General features: G+C 59.6%; 14 protein-coding genes. 5 read left to right on the forward strand and 9 right to left on the reverse strand.

The window, feature by feature from the left end; all coding sequences use genetic code 11:
• Positions 1-26: 26 nt before the first annotated feature.
• Both CFII64_RS26510 and CFII64_RS26515 read right to left on the reverse strand, forming a co-directional pair.
• Positions 27-737: a hypothetical protein gene (locus CFII64_RS26510; protein ID WP_177325456.1), complete on the reverse strand. Its 711-nt coding sequence runs from the start codon at positions 735-737 to the stop codon at positions 27-29.
• A 262-nt stretch (positions 738-999) separates the two neighbouring features.
• Complete coding sequence (locus CFII64_RS26515; RefSeq protein ID WP_177325457.1) at positions 1,000-1,983, reverse strand: aldo/keto reductase; 984 nt, start codon at positions 1,981-1,983, stop codon at positions 1,000-1,002.
• A gap of 388 nt (positions 1,984-2,371) precedes the next feature.
• Between CFII64_RS26515 and CFII64_RS26520 the strand changes: the two genes are divergently transcribed.
• Entirely contained in the window at positions 2,372-3,367 is a 996-nt protein-coding gene (locus CFII64_RS26520) for an AraC family transcriptional regulator (RefSeq protein ID WP_020293956.1), read from the forward strand.
• 24 nt (positions 3,368-3,391) lie between these two features.
• Here CFII64_RS26520 and CFII64_RS26525 read toward each other — a convergent pair whose 3' ends face one another.
• The 4 genes from CFII64_RS26525 to CFII64_RS26540 are packed head-to-tail and all read right to left on the reverse strand — an operon-like array spanning position 3,392 to position 7,993.
• The gene (locus CFII64_RS26525) at positions 3,392-3,847 is read right to left on the reverse strand and encodes a response regulator (protein ID WP_020293957.1); all 456 of its coding nucleotides are present in this window, start codon (positions 3,845-3,847) and stop codon (positions 3,392-3,394) included.
• A complete protein-coding gene (locus CFII64_RS26530) occupies positions 3,844-6,162 on the reverse strand; it encodes an ATP-binding protein (protein WP_044901709.1) in 2,319 nt (772 codons plus the stop codon). The genes CFII64_RS26525 and CFII64_RS26530 overlap by 4 nt, the downstream gene beginning before the upstream one ends.
• Entirely contained in the window at positions 6,159-6,812 is a 654-nt protein-coding gene (locus CFII64_RS26535) for a response regulator transcription factor (protein ID WP_020293959.1), read from the reverse strand. Before CFII64_RS26535 ends, CFII64_RS26530 begins: the two co-directional genes overlap by 4 nt.
• Positions 6,809-7,993, reverse strand: a complete 1,185-nt coding sequence (locus CFII64_RS26540; RefSeq protein WP_020293960.1) for a sensor histidine kinase — start codon at positions 7,991-7,993, stop codon at positions 6,809-6,811. Before CFII64_RS26540 ends, CFII64_RS26535 begins: the two co-directional genes overlap by 4 nt.
• Before the next feature lie 174 nt (positions 7,994-8,167).
• Between CFII64_RS26540 and CFII64_RS26545 the strand changes: the two genes are divergently transcribed.
• The 4 genes from CFII64_RS26545 (at position 8,168) to CFII64_RS26560 (ending at position 14,364) form a co-directional block, all read left to right on the forward strand.
• Positions 8,168-8,686, forward strand: a complete 519-nt coding sequence (locus CFII64_RS26545; RefSeq protein ID WP_020293961.1) for an SgcJ/EcaC family oxidoreductase — start codon at positions 8,168-8,170, stop codon at positions 8,684-8,686.
• A gap of 226 nt (positions 8,687-8,912) precedes the next feature.
• Positions 8,913-10,001 carry an ABC transporter substrate-binding protein gene (locus CFII64_RS26550; RefSeq protein WP_020293962.1) on the forward strand — a complete coding sequence of 363 codons (1,089 nt, stop codon included), beginning with the start codon at positions 8,913-8,915 and terminating at the stop codon, positions 9,999-10,001.
• Positions 10,002-10,025: 24 nt separating this feature from the next.
• Positions 10,026-13,739, forward strand: coding sequence for an ATP-binding protein (locus CFII64_RS26555; RefSeq protein WP_020293963.1), 3,714 nt, complete (start codon positions 10,026-10,028; stop codon positions 13,737-13,739).
• A 232-nt stretch (positions 13,740-13,971) separates the two neighbouring features.
• Complete coding sequence (locus CFII64_RS26560; RefSeq protein ID WP_020293964.1) at positions 13,972-14,364, forward strand: VOC family protein; 393 nt, start codon at positions 13,972-13,974, stop codon at positions 14,362-14,364.
• Between the two features lie 86 nt (positions 14,365-14,450).
• Here the strand turns inward: CFII64_RS26560 and CFII64_RS26565 are convergent, their stop codons facing one another.
• The 3 genes from CFII64_RS26565 to dctP all read right to left on the reverse strand — a co-directional run bounded on the left by CFII64_RS26565 (position 14,451) and on the right by dctP (position 17,493).
• Positions 14,451-15,731, reverse strand: a complete 1,281-nt coding sequence (locus CFII64_RS26565) for a TRAP transporter large permease (RefSeq protein WP_020293965.1) — start codon at positions 15,729-15,731, stop codon at positions 14,451-14,453.
• A complete protein-coding gene (locus tag CFII64_RS26570; protein WP_020293966.1) occupies positions 15,732-16,349 on the reverse strand; it encodes a TRAP transporter small permease subunit in 618 nt (205 codons plus the stop codon).
• Positions 16,350-16,437: 88 nt separating this feature from the next.
• A complete protein-coding gene (gene dctP / locus CFII64_RS26575) occupies positions 16,438-17,493 on the reverse strand; it encodes a TRAP transporter substrate-binding protein DctP (protein WP_020293967.1) in 1,056 nt (351 codons plus the stop codon).
• Positions 17,494-17,550: the final 57 nt, after the last annotated feature.

The following is a 17,550-nucleotide window of genomic DNA, read 5'->3' on the forward strand; positions in this document are numbered from 1 at the left end:
TTAATATTCAGGATGATCATTGTTTGTTAAGTTGGAGGACTGGATGAAGGCGGTTTTCTTGCCGCCGCCGCAGAGTTCAACCAGAGTAGAGTTGCTCCGATAGAGGCGGCTACTATTAGCGTAAGCCACATGATGACCAACAGGGTTAATGTGACACTGTTGTTTAACTCGCGAAAAAGGCCGAAGGCAAAAGCGGTGTACCAAGACACACCCGAAATCGCACCCGATGCGAGAAATAAGGCAGCTCTTGTGCGGGAAACTCCGAAGAGCAGGGGGCGACTCAAGTCGCGTAATGCTTCGGGCAACACAAACGCGTGGATGATTATTCCGTTGATGGTCAGGACGATCACCACAATCACCTTTGCCCAGAGCTTGGGATTTTCAAATTTTTCCGGCGACTCCATCGCGTAAAGGGCAAGAAAACCAAGGCCTGAAAGCCAAAGGAGGCAGAGTCCGATAGTGACGGCCTCGCTGATGAAGTGAAAGATGCGTCCGATTTCAGCCGGGAGGCTGCCCTTACGCATCCAACGCAAAATCCATAGGTCTAGCATCGTTGCTCCACCGAGACCAAAGCACATGCCGAGCAAATGTAAACCTACAAGAAGTGTCAGAACCTTTAGCTGTGGAAGTGGATCAGGCAACGGAACGCTGAGCGTAAGTGGGTCCGCCAGTAAATGACCACTGCTGAAGAGCGCAAGCAGGCCGCCGACAATCATGAGAGATTTTGGTGTTTTCATTTATTACGATCTCAGGCTAGCGTTCTTATTTGAACGCGTGCGCAGTTTGTTTGCTGGAGAATAATGTCCTTGTATTCTCAACGTTATGAATATAAGTGATTGCCATGAAAGAAAGTTAAGGCTTGCTCCGGAAAGTGTCCAATAAGGCACGCTGCTGTCGTCGTTGCTGCAAACAGGAAGATAAGTTTGAAACCCACCATCGGATAAATAAGCCTGGCGACGACAGCTTCACATCAGCAAGTAGCACGGCCGTGGAGATTGCTCAGGAAGGAACCGGTGCTTGAGCATCAATCAAACTCTGACTTTTGAGCTCCTCCCAGAACCCTGCCGGAATACCAACTTTCATGGCTTGTACATTGGAAACTATCTGCCCTGTCGAACGCGCCCCCGAAATGATCGCGGACACTTGCGGATGTGCCGCTGCGAACTGGAGGGCGGCAGTATGGATGTCGATGCCATACCGGCTGGCAACTGCCATGATTCGGCCGCGCTTTTCTACTGCACCGGCAGGTAGGTCCAGGCTGAAGTTATATCGACTGCGACCTCCCAGAAATCCATCATTGAGTGGTGTTCCAACCATGACGCTGGTGCCTTTCTTTCTTAACGCCGGAAAGGTGCTGCGCAGCGCATCGTGGTGGTCAAGGAGGGAATACTGGCAGGCAAGCAGCACGATGTCGGGAGTCGGATCATCACTGGCCAGCGCCTGAACCACAGCATTCGGTGTATTGACGCCGAAGCCCCATGCCTTGATGAGTCCCTCGTTACGCATCTTTTCAAGCTCAACCATCGCCCCTGTGCGCGCGATTCGATACGCCGCTTCCCATCCGCCTTCCAGTTCGGTGTTATCTGGCGAGATGTCATGAATGAAAACGATATCGATACGCGGTAGCCCCAGTCGCTGCAGGCTGTCTTCCACGGAACGACGCGTTCCCGCTGCGCTGTAGTCATACCGGTAGTTGAAGGGCGCTGGTGACTTCCAGATGTCATGGTCCGCGCGCGGGCCCCCAGCGGCAGTCAATACGCGGCCTACCTTGGTGGAGACCACATAGTCATCTGGATTCTTGTCCCGCAGAAAGCGGCCCAGACGATATTCACTCAAGCCAAATCCGTAGAACGGCGACGTGTCGTAAAGCCTTACACCTGATCCCCATGCCGCCTGCAGAACCATAGCCGCTTGCTCGTCGCTGATCGGCGCAAAGATATTGCCGATCTGCGTCCCGCCCATACCAAAGCGTTGAGGCGTCATGTATCTCATGGTAGGCGAGGGCAAATTGAGGGGCAGGTCCGCGCGCACTAGCCGACCTTCAGTGCGCATCACGCTCCCGCGCGCTGTCAGCGAAGAGGGCGCTGAGGCGTCAGCTGCCGAACTGGCGACACTCGATGCTGGCAGCCAGGCAGCTGCAACAGCACCCGCCGCCGAATAGGCAAGAAAATTTCGTCTGTCCATCCCACTTTCCTTTCGCGACTGAGGTTTCACGGGCTCATCGAAGCCGGTATTCGTACTACAAATTAGAGCAACCAGGCTTAGCCAAGTGACCCTAATTCACCGTATTTTGTGCACAATCCTGCCGATACGCTTGTGCCGCTCATACATTCTCAGCAGACTCGAACATTCCGTTAACAGGATGCATGTGATGACGAGCGCTTCCCTCTCGCAGTTCGGTTTCAGCCATATGCAATCCCTGAGCTTGCGCGAGCCCGCTCAGCCCAACGAGCGCCTCCAGACACTCGGGCGGCTTGTCGAAAAAGTCACGCTGCAGATCGGTTTGAACGAGGTCTGCACGACATCGATTCCAGGCTTGACCTTTTATCGATTAGCCGAGCTAGGTACGCCCGCTTACTGCATTTATGAGCCTTGCGTGGCCATCATTCTGCAGGGCGCGAAGGAGATCACGTTCGGCGAGGAAGCCTGTCAGTTCGAGCAAGGGGCGTTTTTCGTCACTTCGGTCGATATACCGACTCTGGCTCGCGTGACCGCAGCTAACGAGCAAACCCCTTATTTGTCAGCTGTGCTGAAGCTCGATTTTTCCATGCTCAATGAGGTGATCCTGAGCCTGGAACCGCCAAAGCAGGAACTGGCTACTGAGCCGCGGGGCTTCGTATCCGGTGTGGCGACGAGTGAGATGCTTGATGCGTTCGCTCGACTCGCCACGCTGATCGAACGGCCGCTTGAAGCAGGCTTGATGGCGGGTCTTATCAAGCGCGAGATATGCGTCAGGCTACTGCTCAGTGAAGCGGGGCATTTGTTGCGCAGCGTCACTCGCGATGGTTACCGGGACAAGGGCATCGTGAGAGCCATTGAGTGGTTGAAACATCACTACGACAAGCCGTTGCACGTGGCCGAGCTCGCCGAACGATCAGGCATGGCCAGCTCTACTCTGCATCACAACTTTCGCAAGCTGACCGGCACCAGCCCCGTTCAGTATCAAAAATCGTTACGTCTGCAAGCCGCGCGCAGCCTGATGTTGACCGACAGGATCGACGTGAACACCGCCGCGCTGCGGGTCGGCTATGAAAGCGTCGCCCAGTTCAGTCGCGAATATACCCGACGTTTCGGAGCCCCACCCTCGAGAGATATCAGGCTCGCACGGGAAAATAGTGGGCGGCGCGACTCGCCGCTCCACGCCTGAGACGGGGCGATAGATAGGGCGAGGCTAAAAAGTACTGCGCCGTTTTAACAAGTCAATCTGATCCGCAGGTATCAGCGTCCTGAGGGTCTTGTACAGGGCGCGGGTTTCCAGCAGGTTCCACACCCGCAGCATGGTTTCCAGGGCATCCAGCGGTTTGCTGATGAAATCCTTGGCGCCCAGCGCCAGCGCCCGCAGGCGGGTGTCGCGGGTGGCGTCGGCCGTGAGCACGAGGATCGGCAGGTATTCGTCACTCGGGATGCGTCGGTTGAGTTGTTCCAGGACGGCAAATCCGTCGAACTCGGGCATGTGCAGGTCGAGAATCACCAGATCCGGTTCGAAGCTGTTGAACAGGTCCAGGGTGCGCAGCGGTTGGGTGCTGCTCAGGACGTTGGTCAGTCCCTCGCGCACCAGCAGTTGCTCCACCAGTTCGAGATTGGGGCGTTGGTCGTCAATGATCAAAATACGCAGGTCAGTGTTCACATTGGCTCCGGAAAGTATTGATCGAGGTAGGCGAGGAACGAAGGAACGTGAATGGGTTTGGTCAGCACGGCCGTCGCGCCAGCCTTGCGCAAGGTCTGGCCTGTGAGGTCACTGGCGTCTGCGGTGATCATCAACACCGGCGTGGTACGGGTGAACGCGGACTGGCGCAAGCGCTGCAGGACATTGAGCCCTTCGATGTCCGGCAGGGAAACGTCCAGCAGAATCAGTTGCGGTGCGTGTTGTGCGGCCAGGTCCAGGCCCAATTGCCCTTGCATGCTCGAAAGCAGTTTTATTCCGGGTCGCTGTTGCAGCAAGGTTTCGATGAGGGCAAGGCTGGAGAGGTTGTCTTCGATGCATAACAGCTTGCCCCGGACCTTGGCACCGGGGATCAGCGCCAGGGCGTCGATGGGCGCAGCAACGGGCCCGGCGGGTTGCTGCAGGCGCACAAAAGGCAGTTCCAACGTAAATCTTGAACCAGCGCCAGGTTGGCTTTGCACGGTCAGGCTGCCGCTCATCATTTCCAGAAGGCTCTTGCTCAGCGCCAGGCCGAGGCCACTGCCTTCAACGTTCGGATTCGTCTCAAGTCGCTCGAACGGCTTGAAAAGCTGGTTCAGTCGATCAGCGGCAATGCCCTTGCCGGTATCGCACACTGACACGGCAGTCCGTTGTTGATCAAACTTGACCTCTATGCGCACCTGACCCTCGGGCCGGTTGTACTTGATGGCGTTGGACAGCAGGTTCAAGAGCACCTGGGTCAGGCGTTGTCGATCAGCGACGATCCCGTTGTCAGCGTCCAGCGTCGGTAATGACTCCAGATGGATGCCAGCCTCTGCAGCCATCGGCGAGACCAGTGTCAAGGCTTCTTGCAGCGCAATTGCCAACGGCACCGATTCGATGTTCAGCGGCAGGCGTCCGGCTTCGATCTTGGCAATGTCCAGCACTTCGTTGATCAGCGTCAGCAAGTGCTGGCCGGCGCGCAGGATATGGCCAATCTGGGTCTTTTGTTCTGGTAGTGAGTCCATGTCCAACAGTTGCGCAAAGCCCAGAATCGAGTTCAGCGGTGTGCGCAGTTCGTGGCTCATGCGCGACAAAAATTCGCTTTTGGCCCGACTGGCGCGCTCGGCTTCTTCGCGGGCGGTGCGCAGGGCAATCTCGGCCGCACGGCGGTCGGTAATGTCCCGGGTGATCTTCGAGAAACCGCGTAACGCACCGCTGCTGTCGTATTGAGCGGTGATCACCACGCTGGCCCAAAAGCGGCTGCCATCCTTGCGGCAACGCCACGCTTCTTCCATGTAGTGCCCGTCGCGCATGGCTTCACGCAGGGCCATCTCGGGATGTTGCGGGCACTCTTGCGTCAGGTAAAACACGGAAAAGTGCTGGCCGATGATTTCCTGTTCGGTGTAGCCCTTGATCCGCTCGGCGCCAGCGTTCCAACTGGTGACATTACCCTGGGTGTCGAGGGCGAAGATCCCGTAGTCCTTCACGCCGTCGATGATCAGTCGCAAGCGCTCTTCATTGTCGCGCAACGCTCGCTCGCGCTCGGCCAGCAGAATGCCAGCCTCCACCAGGCGCGTGCCCAACTGGCCAATCTCATCTTGCTCTGGCGGCTGCGGCAGCAACGGCTGACCAAGGGCCAGGCGTTGGGCGTTGCCTTGGACTTGCTGCACCCGGGCGACGATGCCCTTGGACAAAAACAGCACCGCAACGATGGCGCCAAACAACCCGCAGAGGGCGGCCAGCAGCGTTGAAAGCAGCAACCGCTGGCGAGTCGCGGACGCCGCCGCAGTACGCTCGGCAAGTAATGTGTCTTCCAGGGTGAGCATGGTGCTGATGTGCTCGCGTAATTCGTCGAGGACGTGTTTATTGTTGATCAGGATGGTGGTGAACGTCTCGGGGTTTGTCTGGCGATCACTCAGCAGTTCCTCCAGACCATCGACTCTGGTGTTGATCAGCGGCGTGATGGCGATGAGTTGTGCACGCACCCGTTCATCACGAACGTTGCTGTCGAGACGGCGCAGGGCCGATTCGATCAGGGGCTTGGCGTTCAGGTAGCCCGGCAGGAAGTCTTCCCGCCGTGTCAGCAGATAACCGCGCACACTGGCGGCGGCTTCGGCGAGCAAGGTGTGCACGGTCTGGATATCGCCTTGGACCAACAATACTCGGCGTACGTCTTCTTCGGCGCGGGCGGTCTGGCGTTCGGCGATATAAATCAACACCAGAGACAGCAGCAGGACCACCAGGGGCAGTGAAATCACCACCAAGGCCTTGCTCCGTAGTGGCAGGTCGGCCCAGCGTCTGGCGTTAGACACCCTCATGGTTGAGTCACCAGGCCCAGGGCAATGCCACGGACCGCCGCCTGGGTTCGATCCGCAGCCCCGAGTTTGCCGATGACCCGTTCGACGTGGGTTTTTGCCGTGCCGGTGGTGATGCCCAGTTTCTCGCCGATTTCACGATTACCCATGCCGGCCGCCACCAGTCCAAGCACTTGGCGTTCCCGAGCCGTGAGGTTTTCGGCGGGTGTGGCGCCGCAGGTGTTGCGTTGGGTCATGCGCCGCAGCAGGCGGGCGCTGACCGTGCTATTGAGGGCCTCTTCACCGGCGGCGACCCGCTGCAAGGCGTCGATCACTTCACTGCGGCTGGCGTCCTTGAGTAGATACCCCATGGCGCCAGCATTCATTGCCGCTTCCAGGTGATCGGGACTGTCGTCCATGGTGAAGATCACCACTTTCAGCGCCGGCAGGCGTTGCTGAAGAATCCGTGCCGCGTCCAGACCATTGAGCCCCGGCATGCGAATATCGAGGATGACGATGTCCGGAAGCAACTGTTCGCACAGATCCACCGCTTCCTGACCATCGCAGGCCTGGCCGACTACTTCAAATTGTGGATGACCCGCCAGCAGCGCGACGAAACCGGTACGCGTGACTTCATGGTCGTCGGCCAGCACCAGACGGAAGGCTTGGGTCATTGAGGTGTTCCATTCAGGTGGGTTGGCACGCGGGCATACAGTTGAGTGCCGCCGTCGATTGCGCTGGTGCAGGTGAGGCTTCCACCCAGCATGCTGGCGCGTTCCTGCATGGTGGCCAGGCCCAGGTGCCGAGTGCCATCGGTGTCGAGCGGTTGTACCAGGGCAAAGCCTTTGCCGTTATCGGCCACTCGCAGCAAGGCATGGTCTTCGTGCAACTCCAGCGTCAGCTGTACCTGGCTCGCCCGGGCATGTTTGAGGGTGTTGTTCACTGCTTCCTGAGCGATCCTGAACAACGCGATCTCAACCTGGCTGGGAAAGCGCGCCTCGCAACGTGCAAGCCACTGCACGCTGATCCCGGCGTCTCGCAACCGATCTGCCTCTTTGTCGACGGCCTTCAGCAGTCCGAAATCGTCGAGAACCGTCGGGCGCAAGCCGCCGATCAGCTGCCGGCTCTCGCCCACAGAGTGCTGGGCCAGCGCCAGAATCGCCTGCAAGTTCGCCCCAAGGGCGTCCGGCAGTGGAGGGCAGTTCCCGGCGAAACCTTGCAAACGCTGATGCAGTCCAGCGAGGGTTTGGGCGAGACCATCGTGCAGGTCGTAGGCCACGCGTTTACGCTCGTCTTCCTGGGCGCGGAACAGTCGATTGACCAGGTCCGACAGGGTCCGATCCCGGGCCTTGAGCGCCATCAGCAATCGATCGTTTTCAAGGTGCGCGGCCAGCAGGGTGGCGAGCAGTTGCAGCGATTCGCTGTCTTCGTTGTCTGGCGTCCTCAGGCTGACGCTGTTGGCCAGAACCAGGGCGCCAAAGGCATTGCCGTCGCCGCCGCGCAGCGGAACCCGCAGCACGCAGGGCAGGGTTTCCTCCGGACGCTCCTGCCAACATGGCGTGCGCATGGCACAGTCGGCGACCGTATCGAGGCTGCTCAGTCGATCACGACTGCCATGCCGGGCAGTGGTACTGACGCGCCCCTCAGCGTCCCATTCCTGCAGCAACCCATGGTCCATCGCGAGGAAGGCGCACGCCCGCGCCAACACGCGCTCGCGCATGGCGTCAGGGGCCAGTTGGGTCAACTCCTGCCCGGCATCCACCAACAGCCGCAGGCGCGCCGCGCGACTCTCGGATTGTCGATATTGAGTGCGGATGGCCAGGGCGCTGCCGGGGTCGTGAGGAGGGCGCTGCATGGTTAGATTCCGGCGTTGAGACAGGCCCGCGGGCGCAGGGGGAGGTCATTAAACCTTGTTAACGGGCTTGAGCGCCATCTGCCAAATGGCATAGGTAAATGACTCTGATTGGCCGATGTCGGCTGGCTGGCGAGTCGGCAAAGTGGGCTCACCAACCATTCATGGAATATCGCAATGAAACTGAAAATCCCGGCCATCGCCCTGTGTTTTGCCCTTGGCGCCTCGTTTGTACAAGCAGCAGAGACCGCCCCGTACGTTTACCGCGGAGTAGCCCAAACCCCGGCCAACGTGAAGGACCGAGAGATTGCCGGTTTGTTTGATCGCTGGAACAGCGCCCTGAAGACCGGCAATGCGCAAACCGTCGTGGACCTCTACGCCCCGAACGCCGTGCTGCAGCCGACGGTGTCCAATCAGGTGCGCACCACGCCAGCGGAGATCAAGGACTACTTCGATCACTTCCTGCCGATGAAACCGGCGGGCCAGATCAACTACCGCGAAATCCATCAACTGGGCGCCAATGTCGCCATGGACAGTGGCGTCTATACGTTCACGCTGACCGACGCCAACGCAAAGACCCGTCAAGTACAGGCGCGCTACACCTTCGTCTACGAACAAGTTGACGGGCAGTGGAAAATTCTCAACCACCACTCTTCAGCGATGCCAGAAGCACAGGTACTGCACACCGCAAAATGAGCGCGTTGTCCGTTGCTGATCTGCAAAGCCCGCGAATGTGGTTCGCTCAGTTGACTGAAATCCTTCATGGCTTCGCGCGAAGAGGGCACTTTGATACTATGCTCAGTGCCATTGCAGGCAATGTGCTGGTTTCAATTGTCGGCCGCGTCGTTGACCAGTCGATCCAGGCTGTCGGCAGGTGCAGGTGGATTACTGCTAGTCAATCCCAAGCACGATGGAGAACAGCATGAACACTAAACCGATCCCCCACATCTTTTGGCGCTTCGCCGGTTGCGTGACCGCGCTGGCGATGGTGGCTGCCAATCCAGCCCAAGCTGCCGCCGGTGGCCCCACCGCAAATCAGAGCATTGCCTTCAGCAACTCCTACGCGGGCAGCGATTTCCGCAAGGTGATGGTGCGCAACTGGCAGGAGATCGCGGTCCAGGCGCAACAGGATGGCTTGATCCGGGAGGCTCCGGTGGTCAGCGCCAATAACTCGGCGTCGGAACAGGCGGCCCATATTCAGGACATGATCGTCAAAGGCGTCAACGCGATCGTCATCCTGGCCGCGTCCGACACAGCCCTCAACGGGGTGATCCGCGATGCCTGCAACGCTGGCATCGTGGTGGTCGTCATGGCCAGCCTGGTCACCGAAAGCTGCGTCTATACCGTGGACTACAATTGGTCCGCCATGGGCCGCGTGGAAATGGACTATGTCGCCGAGCGCCTCAAGGGGACCGGAACGCTGCTAGAGATCCGTGGCATTGCCGGCGATGCCACCGATAAAAACATCAGCGACGGCATTCGCAAAGCCGCGAGCGACTATCCGGGCTTGAAGTTCGTCAAGACCGTGTACGGAAACTGGACGGCTTCCGTCGCACGCAAGGAGGTGGCGCTGGCGCTGCCGTCGCTGCCCAGCATTGATGCCGTCGCGACTCAGGGGGGCGACGGTTATGGCGCGGCCATGGCGTTCAAGGCGGCGGGACGCCCTTTGCCGATCATCGTGATGGGGAACCGTCAGGACGAACTTGCCCTGTGGAAACAGGAGCGCGATGCCAATGGCTACGAGACTGTCTCGGTCTCCGCCTCCCCGAGCGTCTCCCAGGTAGGTTTCTGGGTGGCTCAGCAGGTTCTCGCGGGCAAACAGGTGCCGAAGTTCGTCGAGGTGCCGCTGGTACGCATCGATGCGAAAGACCTGGACGCCTGGCTCGCCACTATGCCCGTGGGCGGCGCCGCCAATCCTATATACAGCCAGGCTTCCGTGGTGGCGATGATCGACGCGGCCATCAATAACACGGCGCCGCCGACGCCTTTGCCGGAGATTTTGAAGCAGTAGCGGCGGGCGAGGATGCGAGGCGCCATGTTGACATTCAAACCCGTCAGGGACAGGCCCATTGCCGTCAAAATTGGCCTGGCGGTCGCCGCACTGGTGTTCCTGATGCTGGCGGTCTCGCTAGTGAACCTCTATGGCTTGCGCGGCATGGTACGTGCTGTGGATTCGGCCAGCCATTCCGCGGAAATTCTGGCGTCGGTCAACGGGGCCACCGGGCGAGTGGAAAACTTCATCGCCACCCGCGATCAGGAAAGCCTTTCGCAGGCCGAAGGCATGGTGGCGACGGCTATCGCGGGCCTCAGCGCCATTCCGGTGGCTGAGGCGGAATCGCTCAAAGGCAGCCTTGATAGGCTCGCCGGGGCGATCGCCGCCTTGCGGGCGGCGACCCTGACCATGGATGGCGAAACGGAGAACATGACATCCCACTACGGCCGGATGCGAGAGGCGACGATCCTCGTCGAACAGGGTATCGCCGAAGGGCTGAAGGGTGTTGATTCCCGCGCCGCTGACCACCAGACGCGGGTGAGCGACATCGAAAGCGCTCATCGCATTCTGGATATCCTGCGCAACGGCGAACGGATCATCACCGCCAATGTGGCCAGGATGCTGGTGACCGGCGATGATTCGGCCGCCACTGCAGCCCGCAACGCCTGCGCGGCACTCCCGCCCGTGGTCGAGCAATTGCGTGAGATGATGGGGACGCCGCAGGAGGGAGAGATCCTGGACCAGTTGGCGACGGCGGTCGCTGCTGCCAGCCTGGCGGTCGAGCACCTTGGCGAGGCGCCCAGGCTTCGGGGAGACGAGGCTTTGCGGCATCTCGCCGCCGTCGGGGATCTGGTCGAGCGCCTCGAGGTAATGTTGGGTGAAGTGGACGAGCACGTTGCCCATGACGCAAACGACATTCAGGCTGCAACCGGTTTGCTGCGCAATGCAGCTGCGTTGTCCAAGCGTTTCGCCGAGCGCGTGGCCACCCTGGAGGCACAGACCTTGTCGTTTCGCCTGTCGCCGTCGGCCGAAGTCGCCAGCTCGGTCGGCGCTATCCTGGACGAGCTCTCCCGTCTCGCTCGCGTTCTCCCTTCAACCGTGGGGCTGCAAGCCAAGGCTACGCCTTTGACGGTCAGCGATCAGATTGTCGGCTACCGGGCGGCATTCGCCCGGTTCCATCAGGCGAGCAACTCATTGAGCGACGCGCGCGACCAGGTTCGCAACGAGGCGCGCAGCGCCGGTCTGTTGGTTGCACGCTTTGCTGGAGAAGCGCGGTCCGATGCCCTGGCCCACAATGATCGCGGCATGTTTGCCACGGTGATCGCCGGTAGCGTCGCTATCCTGCTGGCCGGCGCCATCGCCTGGAGCACCTCGCGATTTATCGCGCAGCCCATCGTGGCCTTGGCCTCGGCGATGCGCCGGCTTGCGGCCGGCGACCTGACCACCGAGATCGCCAGCGCCGGACGCGGCGACGAGATCGGGATCATGACCCGCGCCGTACGGGTGTTCCAGGAGAATGCCCTACGCATCCGGGTGTTAGAAGCCGAGGCCGAAGCCGAACGACAGCAAGTGCAGGCCTCTCTGGAAAGAATGGTCGCCGAACGGACCGACGCGCTGCACCAGCAGACCGAGGTGCTGGAGGCGCAGGCCGTCGAACTCATTCAGGCACGCAATCAGGCCGAGACGGCGAACCAGGCAAAGAGCGATTTCGTTGCCACGGTCAGCCACGAACTGCGCACCCCTCTGACTCTCATTCTCGCCCCCCTGGAGCAGCTCTCGACGGCGACCCTCCCGCCGCCGGACTGGCGTGTGCAAATCGACCGCGCCCAACGCAACGCGCTGCGCCTGATGAACCGGGTGAACGACATCCTCGATTTCTCCAAGGCCGAAGCGGGCAAGTTTGAGCTGTGTCCGGCACCCGTTGACTTGAACAAAGCGGTTGGCGTGCTGGCCGAGGACGCCGCGATGGTGGCCAAGGGCAAAGGCTGTACGTTAACTTGCAGCATCGATCCCGCGCTCGGCACGGTTTTCCTGGATCCCGGCCACTTCGAAAAGATTCTTCTCAATCTGGTGAGCAATGCCATCAAGTTCACGCCCGCTGGCGGCACCGTGCACCTGGCAGTAACTGCGCTTGAGGGCGAACGATTTGAACTCGCGGTGCAAGATTCGGGGATTGGCATTGCGCACGACAAACTGCCGCTGCTGTTCCAGCGTTTTTCCCAGATCGACAATTCCGCCACGCGCCACTACAGCGGCACAGGCATTGGTCTCGCCCTGGTCAAGGATCTGGTCGAACTGATGGGGGGCGAAGTCGGTGTCAACAGTGAGCCCGGACGAGGGGCGTGCTTCTTCGTTCGACTGCCGCTGGGGGCTGAGCAAAACACCGTGCCGACCGAAACCAGCACGATGCACGAGCGATCGTCACCGAGTACAACCGAGCAGCGCCACCTGCGTTTTGACGACGGCCGCCACGGCAGTAGCAATGACCAGGTTTCGACGCCAGGCACAGACAGCGAGCAGCACCCGGAACGCGCCTTGCAGTCCAGGGTGCTGGTGGTCGACGACAGCCCGGAAATGCTGAGCTACGTGAGTGAGCTTTTGCAGAACGACTACATCGTCGCCACTGCAGTTGATGGAGAACAGGCCTGGGCACTCTTGCAGCGTCGACCCATCGATGTCGTCGTCTCGGATGTGATGATGCCGGAGCTCGACGGCCTTGGCCTGACAGCCAGAATCAAAGCCAGTGCCGGTTTCGCCCATTTACCCGTGATCCTGTTGACCGCTCGCGGCGGCGGCGAGGCCTGCGTCTCCGGGCTGGAGAGTGGCGCCGATGACTATATCGCCAAACCCTTCTCGCCGCTGGAACTCAAGGCACGCGTTCGCGCGGTGCTGCGCATGAGCAAAGTGCAAACCGAACTTCATGCAAAATCCCGTCAGGCGGGCATGGCCGAAATCGCCACGACTGTTCTGCATAACGTCGGCAACGTCCTCAACAGCGTGAACATATCGGCAGAACTGGTCAGCAGCCAGATGCGCACCTCTAAAGCACTGGGGCTGGGCAAGGTGGCTCAACTGATGAACGAACACGTTAATGACCTGAGCGATTTTCTCACCAGCGACCAGAAAGGAAAGCTGCTGCCCGGCTACCTGCTCAAGCTGGCGGAGGTGGTGACAGCAGAGCAACAGGGCATCATTGAGGAGCTTGAGCGACTCACCAAGGGCGTTGACCACATCAAAACCATTGTCGCTGCCCAGCAGTCCTATGCCGTTGCCGTCAGTGTCGTCGAGACAGTGCCGGTCCCGGAGTTGATCGATGATGCCTTGCGCATGAGTGCTGGATCACTGACGAGCCAGGACGTGACGGTGGTCAAGGAGATTGCCGACTTGCCCCTGCTGTCGCTGGACCGGCACCGGGTGTTGCTGATTCTGGTGAACCTGATCAGCAACGCCAGGCAAGCGCTGGGCGGCGTGGTTGATCGCAGCCCGTGCATCACGTTTGTCGCCTCCCTAGCTGAGGGGCCAGCACTGCGTATCACGGTGGCGGACAACGGCAATGGGATCGCGCCAGAGCACATGGCGAGTATCTTTTCCCATGGATTCACTACTCGCAAAGACGGCCACGGTTTCGGCCTGCACAGCTGCGCGCTGGCCGCGCAGGAAATGGGTGGCAGCTTGGCCGTGCACAGCGACGGAGTCGGGCAGGGCGCCACGTTCACCCTCGATGTCCCTCTCGATGCTCCGCAGGATAAGCAATGAACACCGAACCGGCGCCCCGTGAGCCTCGTGATCAAACTGCCTGCCGCAATTCTGCAGCCCATACGCGCCGTTGGTCTTTGCAGGCCATCGGATTTTTCATGACTCAGCGGTCGACCCTTGGTGCACCCCGGATTCGCTGTCTAGAATCCTGAGTATTTCGGTCTCTGCAGCATCGTTTGGCCGCTTCCGGGCTCGGCCAGCCTTTACACCCATGCCCGGTCAGGAGGAGATCATGCTCAGCTATTTGTACATAGGCGCCAACGACGTCGAGGCTTCCGGTCGATTCTATGACGCTGTTCTTTCACCGTTGGGTTATGAGAAAGAAGTGGCGCAAGAGCAGTATTGTTTTTCGCTGCCGGATGTCGCCGACAAATCGAATGGGCCGGGGACGATCCATGTCGCGCAACCCTTTGATGGCGAACCAGCGACGGCTGGAAATGGCGTCATGCTGGCGTTTCGGACCGATTCAAAGGCGCAGGTTGAAGCGGCTTATACGGGCGGTCTGGCAAACGGAGGAACGGATGAAGGCGCCCCGGGCTACCGAGACGCCTACGACGATGATTTCTACGTCGCGTACCTTCGTGATCCCTTGGGAAACAAGGTCGCAGTGTTCTTCATTGGTTGACGGATCGTCTGACAATTAACGCTGTAACGCGGAGCCTACGGAAAATGCGTTTACACGCGGCCCGGACCCCGCAGGGACGGCTTGCGTCAAGCAAATTGTGGCAGCCAGAGCGCGATCTGCGGAAACATGATCAAGAGCACGATCAACATCAGTAATACAAAACAGAAGGGTAAGGCCCCGTAGACCACATCCAGGAACTTGCCTTTATTGCGGATGCTTTGCACCACGAATAGATTCATCCCGAATGGCGGAGTGATTTGTCCCATCTCGCAGAGAATGATAAGTATCACGCCAAACCACAGGGGATCGAAACCCAGGGCGACAATCACTGGCACCACCAGTGGGGCCGTGGTGATCAGCATCGCCAGCGTATCCATGAAGCAGCCGAGGATGATGTAGAACACGATGATGGCCAGCAGCGTGCCCATCGGCGACATGTTGAGGTCCGTCACGAAACTGACCAGGGTGGATGTCAGGCCTATGGAAGACAGCACGAAGTTGAGGAAAAACGCCGACAAGGTAATGAATATGATCATTCCGGTGGTGCGCATGGTGGATTCGAAGGCCTGCGCCAGATTTTGCCAGGTAAACGCACGTCGCCACAGGCCCAGGGCGAACGCTGCAATGACCCCCAGGGCGGCCGACTCACTGGCCGTTGCGAAGCCGCTGTAGATGGCGCCGACCACCAGAGCGAAGATGGCCAGCGGCGGCAGCAGGTCAGGAATGCTGGCCCGTCGTTCAGCCCAGGTTGAGTGTTCTTTTTTACCCCCAAGTTCGGGGCGGATGATGCAAGCCAGGACGATCATTGCGACGAACATGAAGCTCAGCAGAATGCCGGGAATCGTCGCTGCCAGATAGAGTTTCGGCACCGACAGGTTGGCGATCAGCGCGAAGAGAATCATGTTGATCGAGGGTGGGATCAATATGCCAAGGGTTCCGCCAGCGGCGATAGAGCCGAGGAACAGCGGCGCCGGATAACCTTTTCGCTCCTGCTCCGGCAGGGCTATGGTCGAGATCGTTGCAGCGGTCGCCACGCTGGAGCCGCTGGTTGCCGAGAACAGTGCGGAGGCGCCAATGTTGGAGTTCATCAAACCGCCGGGCAGCCACGAAAGCCATTTGGCGACGGCGCCGTACATGCGTCCTGCGACGCCAGAGCACACCAGTAACTCACCCATGAGGATGTAAAGCGGAATCGCCACCAGCAGGAATTCGGCGCTGGTGCTCCAGGCGATTTCGCCCATGGCGTTGCTCAGTGGCAATGTCGAAAACAGCTGCGACAGCGAAATGCCCAGCAGCCCGACGCTGACCGCTGCGGCCACGCTCAAGCCCAGCAAGGCGAGCAGGGTGAAGAGGGTAAAGGCCAGCATCTAGTGCGCTCCATTCGATTGGGAAGTGGTGAGCCCCGGCGCGGGACTGTGGATTTCTTCTTGAATCTCCTCCTCAACAGAGTTGATACCGATCAGCGCAGTGATCGACGCCCATCTTTGGTGACGCAGATGGGCCAGGCTCGCCCAAGCCAGTACCAAAATAGTCAGGGCAAAGAACACATAGCCTGCGAACCAGACTGATTGAGGCACCCACTGTGGAATCTGCAGCGGCGTGGTAGAAACAGAGCGGTACTGGATGGAGTCCCACAGCACACCCCACGCGTGGAACAGCAAGGTACTGACGAAAATCGCCATGCAGCTCAGGGCCAGCAGATCCAGCCACGTCCTGGTTTTCGGCTTGAGCCGTGAGTAGAGAATGTCGACCCGAATATGGGAGCGCTTCAACAGGGCGATGGGGAACGCCCAGGTGCTGACAATAGCCAGCACATAACCGGCTATTTCGTCGGCGCCGCCCATGGACAGGCCGATGGTCTTGCGCAGAATCAGGTCGATTCCGATCATCAAAGCAGTGCCCATCAACGCAATGCCGCCAAGCCAGGCGCTCAGCCGGGAGATGCTGTTTACGAGCCTGATACCAGAAAATTCAGTGGGTTTCATGGCTGGGGTTCTCCGAAAACGGGGTGTTCAGAACGCGCAACAATGGTTGTCGCGCAGATTCACAGTTATTCAACGGATCGGGCACGCGTCAGGGTTTTTGCAGACTGACGCCAAGGGCAACGCCGGCCGTGGCATTCCACTGCTCGACACATTGCACCCCGCAGCGTTTGCCCCAGTTATTGGCGATATTGAGAACGGCGTCCCGCACAACCTGTTTCTCGGCATTCGTCGGTGTGCTGACCTGCATATGGGCGGGATGGTGAATCTGGCAGTCAGGCGCGCCGATATTGCACGCCAATGCGGAGTGATTTTCTTTGGCGGTTTCTTCCCACCACTTGGCTTCGAGTACGTCGGACTGTTCCTGCAGCAGGCGCTGCACAGGTTCGGGCAAGGACTGCCAGCGCTTCAGGCCAATGGCGTAGAAACCGATCGACCAGTCCACAGGCAGGTTATAGATATGGTTGGCGACGTCGTACCATCTGGCCGCGTTGCCTGAACCAATGCCGGTCACCGCACAATCAATGACACCGGTCTGCATGGCCGTCACGACCTCGGCGAATGGCAAGGTCATGGGCGAGCCGCCGAGCGCCTTGATCATCTCGGACATATTGCGCCCGCGAACGCGAATCTTGCGGCCCTTGAAGTCCTCTATCGAGGTGACGGGGCTACGACAGAAGAACACTTGCGCCGTATAGGGCACCGTTGCCAGCAGCTTGACGCCGTGTCGTTCGGCCATGCGTTGGGCCAATACCGGTTTGAACGCTGCCGAAACCCGATGTGAGGTATCGATATCGGCTGCCATACCGGGCAGATCGATCCCTTCGAAGAATGGATCATCACCGGCAACGAAAGCGAAGACGCCCATGCCGACATCAACGGCGCCAAGACGTATCAGGCGAACCATCTCCGGACCTTTGAGGCCGCTTTCCGACAGTCCCCTGAGGCGCGCCGTGACGGTCCCGCCAGAACTCGCGGGCAGGATCGTGTTCCAGAAGGGCTTTTCCACTGCGCGAAACGTGTAATTGTGGCTGCCACCACCGATGACATTGAAATGGGTGGTTGCCGGGGGTTGCGCGAAGGCTGCGGGCCCGATCAGACCGCTGAGCAGGGCAATGATCAGGGGCGGAATCTTGAACGGTTTCATGGTAGTCCTTTTGTTTTTTTGAGGGAGCTACATGGCAGAAAGGGGGCCACAAAACGG

This window comes from Pseudomonas sp. CFII64 (genome assembly GCF_000416235.1).
In the GTDB taxonomy this organism is placed as follows: Bacteria; Pseudomonadota; Gammaproteobacteria; order Pseudomonadales; family Pseudomonadaceae; genus Aquipseudomonas.